The sequence below is a fragment of the Halomonas sp. 3D7M genome (genome assembly GCF_014897885.1).
GTDB lineage: Bacteria > Pseudomonadota > Gammaproteobacteria > Pseudomonadales > Halomonadaceae > Vreelandella.
In genome coordinates, this window is record NZ_JABUZF010000218.1 from 1,399 (window position 1) to 5,374 (window position 3,976).

Consider the following 3,976-nt stretch of genomic DNA (forward strand, 5'->3'; position numbering starts at 1 on the left):
TTTTTCGTCTCGGCGGCCAAGGATCTCTTCCCAATCAAAGCGCAGCATGCGGTTTTGCGACCACTTGTAGCGGTCAATCAAAATGCCTTGGCGATCACTCAACAAGAGCACCCAGCGCGGCGGATTTTCGTTACAAGGTGCCGACTGCCGGAACACCGCGTCGTTGAGGATGCTGTACCAACTGGTGTTCTTCAGCTTGTCGTGGTGCGGGCCGGGGCCGAAGAACTGGTTACTGTGCAGCTCCAGGGAGAGCGGGTCTTCGCCTTCGTTGTTGGCATCAAGCGCCCCTAGCACCCAGAGCTGGTCGCCCAGCACGCTGAGCACGGGTAGCTCGGCATTGGGGGCAATTTCGCGGTTTTCTGGCTGATAGGGTATGCCTAGCACGCTCATCAGCGCTTGAAAGAACTCCCGCTGCAGGCGGATACGTTCGGCGGCGCTGCGCTCGCTCTTGAGCCTGTGACGCAAGGCAAAGTAGCGCTGGTTTAGGTTACGCAGGCCACGGTGGGGGCTTGGGTCTTCCCTGCCTGCTTGTTTGGCGGTGTCTTCGCGGCTGTTCCACTCTTCAATGGTGTTGGCAAAGTCGCCCTGGAATACTTCTGCCAGGTAGTGCGCGCTGAAGAATTCGTTGTCGTTGGTTAAGCCTACGAACGTGGCGACGGTTTCTTGTACGGCCATCTGGTATTGCTCCCTTAGCCCACCCGGGCGGTTAGTCGTTTTCCCGGGTAAACACGGCAATGATCTGAATGAACGGCACCGGCTCGATGGTCAGGGTGTCTTGCACCCAGGTTTCATACTCGCTGAACACCCGCTCGATGCGGTTCATGCGCTCTTCCTTGCGGGCGGCTTTAAAGTGTTCGGCCTGGCCGGAGCGCTCTAACTGAAGGCTTAGCTGGTTAACCTGGCGGCTTTTTAGTGCGTTAAGCGCCGCTAGCTGTTCAGCAAGCTCTGCTTGTTTGGCAGTGGCGTAGGCCTGCTGGCGCTGCTGCATTTCGGCGTTGGCGGCCTGAATCACTGCCGGGCGAAGGGCTTCTAATGCGGCTAAATTGATCGGCTGAGCACGGTTGGGCAGTTTGTTGTTCAGCTGCAACTGCTGCAGCCACTCTTCGGCGCTTTGTATCTCTATCACGCCTTGCGCTTGTGAGGTGCGGCAGCGGATAGCAAACCATTGCCAAATAACCGGGTGGGCTTTGCGGTTGGGAATCAACCCGCTGACTAGAAAGACGCTTTCATCCGGCTGTAGCGCTTGAGTAACCGCTTGGACATCCGGCAGGGCAAGCACTGGCGCACTGTGACGGGCTACTTGGGCCAGCAGCTTATCTTCCAACCACTGTATGGCGGGGTGCTGGGGCCATAAATAGTGCAGCTTGGGCCAGGCATTTTCGTCCTGCCGACTGCGGCGGATCTCGTATTCAAAGCGGGCTTTATCGGCCGTGAGAATCAGGCTGCCATCTTGAGGGCGAATTTCCGGCGGTAAAAAGCGAAAGCGGTAGTCGAGGTCGTCCGGAGGCGTTAGGGTCAGTGTTTGCCGCTCTTGGTTAGCGCTAAATGCCACCTGCTTGCGCTCACGGTTAATGGCTTCTAACGCTTGGTGGGCAAAGGCGAAATCACTGGCAAACAGGCTGTAGCGCTGTTTGGTTTTTTGCTGCGTGTGCTGTTCAGCTTCTTCTGCGTTGGGCGTGCTTGCTTCTGGGTTAAGAAACAGCGCCAGCAGGTCGTCGCCTTCGTTGGTGGCATCGGGTTGGTACTGGGCATCGAAGACGCTGGCATCGGTGCCGGTGGCCATGGCCTCCATGGTCAGGCCTTCTTCGGCTTCGGCATCGTGCACTTTCATAAAGGTGGCGGGGTCACCGATATTCTTGTAGGCCTGCTCGTCTTTCTCTTTGAGGATTTCAAGAATGCGCTGGTCGCCGCGCACCTGGGGGTTATCGCTCTGGTTAATCAGGTAGGTAATGATCGGTGTTTCGGTTTGGCCGTAACGATCTACCCGGCCGTTGCGCTGCTGGAACACCATCAGCGACCAGGGCAGGTCAAAATGCACTAGCCGGTGCGACAGGTAGTGCAGGTTGATGCCTTCGCTTGCGACATCGGAACATAGCAACACGCGCAGCTTGCTTTCCTGCTTACCAAAGGCTTCCACGATGTCTTGCTGTTCGATATCGCTCATGCCGCCGTGCAGTATCCGCAGAGCATCTTCTTTAAGTTTGAGATCATCAATCAGCTGGCTGTGCAGCCAGTTAAGCGTTTCAATGCGCTCGGAAAAAATTACTAGACGGTCTTCAGTATTGGTTTTCTTCCAGCCGAAGGCGCTGCTTTTCAGCAGCTTGATCAGTTCGCGGTATTTATTGAAACTTTCTGGCGTGACGTTTCGCAGCGCTAACAGTAACGATTGCAGCGATTGAATTTCATGCTGTTCGTCTTCGCTTATCTGCTTATGCTCAGACCCACGGCCTGCTAGCTTTTTAATGCGTTGTTCAACCGACACTTTGGCCGCTGCTGGCGAGCTAAACAGGGATTTTTGCAAACCAATGCGCACTAGCTGGCCGTTTTTGGTGGCGCTGTGCTCACCCCTGTAGGTGAAAGGCACCTCTAATAACGCTTGATAGGCGGCTTCTTCTTGAGGCGAGGCATCCAGGTAAATATCATTCACTACCCGCTCTTTGAACTCTTGCTGCACCTGGTCGCGAATATCTTTCTTAAAACGGCGAATGACCAAGCCTTTGTCGCGGAAATCTTCTTTTGCGTAGTCGTCGGGGTCGGAGATCGCCGTGGGATCGAGCATGTTCATCAGACTAGCAAAAGAACGCGCTTTGCCGTCGTGGGGCGTAGCCGAGAGCATAATGAGGGTGTCTGAACGCCCTGCCAGCAGCTGAGCCAATTTGGCACGCTGAGAGCTTGAACCGCGCTCTGCTACGTTGTGGGCTTCATCAATCACGATGATGTCCCAGTAGGCTTGTTCTAAGTGGCGGCGGTATTCGTTGTCTTGCTTGAGGGTGTCGATGGAGATAATCGACTTGTCGTAGTAGTAAAATGGATTGTGGTTACCCGGAATATTGTTGCGTACCCGCTGAAGCCCAGCAGAATCTAGCCGCGTGAGCGGGATGGTAAAGCGGTTCCACATCTCTTTTTGGAACTGGGTCATCATGCTTTTCAGCGTGAGCACCAGGATGCGCTTGCCTTTGCCACGTCGCATTAGCTCGGTCATTAAAATGCCGGCTTCTAGGGTTTTGCCTAACCCCACCGCATCCGCAATCAGAATACGCTGGCGGTTCTGCTTCAGCGCCTGCAGTGCGGGGTCTAGCTGGTAAGGCACGGGGTCCATCGCGGCCTTGTGGCCCAGGTGAATGTTGTCATCTGCTGGGGTGATCTGGCGCAGCTGGGTTTCAATAAACAGGCGGCTTTTTTCAAAGCCTGGTGTCAGGTCTTGCTCTAAGCGGGTTTCGGCGGGGTCGAGCACACGAATAGCGTTCTCAGCTTCTTCCAACTTGGTCAGAAAGCGTGCGCTTTTGCCACTGACCAGTTCTGACAAGCCATCCACCGTTAGGATATAGCCGCCGTCATCACTGGCATCTGCGCGTCGAACAATCCATTCACAGTCACGAATGACCACGCGTGCACCGGGGGCGTAGAGAGCTGACATGCCTGTTTCCTTGTTTCAACCAAAGGCGACCAGAGGGGTATCAGGAGTGTAAGCGAAGGCTCCGACATTCCGTGTCGCACTTTGTCTGTCATGCTAAATAGTGAGAAAACATTAATAATAATGAGATTATCATTATGCTGAGCACGGATATAGGCACTGCCCTACAAATACTTTAGGTAATTTCAGTTAAGCCCCGGACTAGCTGGGCTAAATAATGCGCCCTGCACCTTATGTGGTTGAATTAATTGACCATGCATCACGGGATATCGATGCTAGCACCTAAAGCGTAGTTAAGCGGCAGTAGTAATTGCTGCTCTAGCCCGGATTTCTCACAGGGTA

Annotated in this window: 2 protein-coding genes; both read right to left on the reverse strand. The window is 54.4% G+C overall.

What is annotated here, in order from left to right; genetic code table 11:
* On the reverse strand, nt 1-675 hold a 675-nt coding region (locus tag INT22_RS12430; protein WP_446718950.1), incomplete at its 3' end, for a hypothetical protein.
* Nucleotides 676-706: 31 nt separating this feature from the next.
* Nucleotides 707-3,637, reverse strand: a complete 2,931-nt coding sequence (locus INT22_RS12435) for a DEAD/DEAH box helicase (RefSeq protein WP_193059317.1) — start codon at nt 3,635-3,637, stop codon at nt 707-709.
* Between the last annotated feature and the right edge of the window lie 339 nt (nt 3,638-3,976).

What these genes read in the sequence shown, in the direction of transcription:
- INT22_RS12435 (WP_193059317.1), bottom strand. Translation starts at nt 3,637, where the DNA reads ATGTCAGCTCTCTACGCCCCCGGTGCACGCGTGGTCATTCGTGACTGT.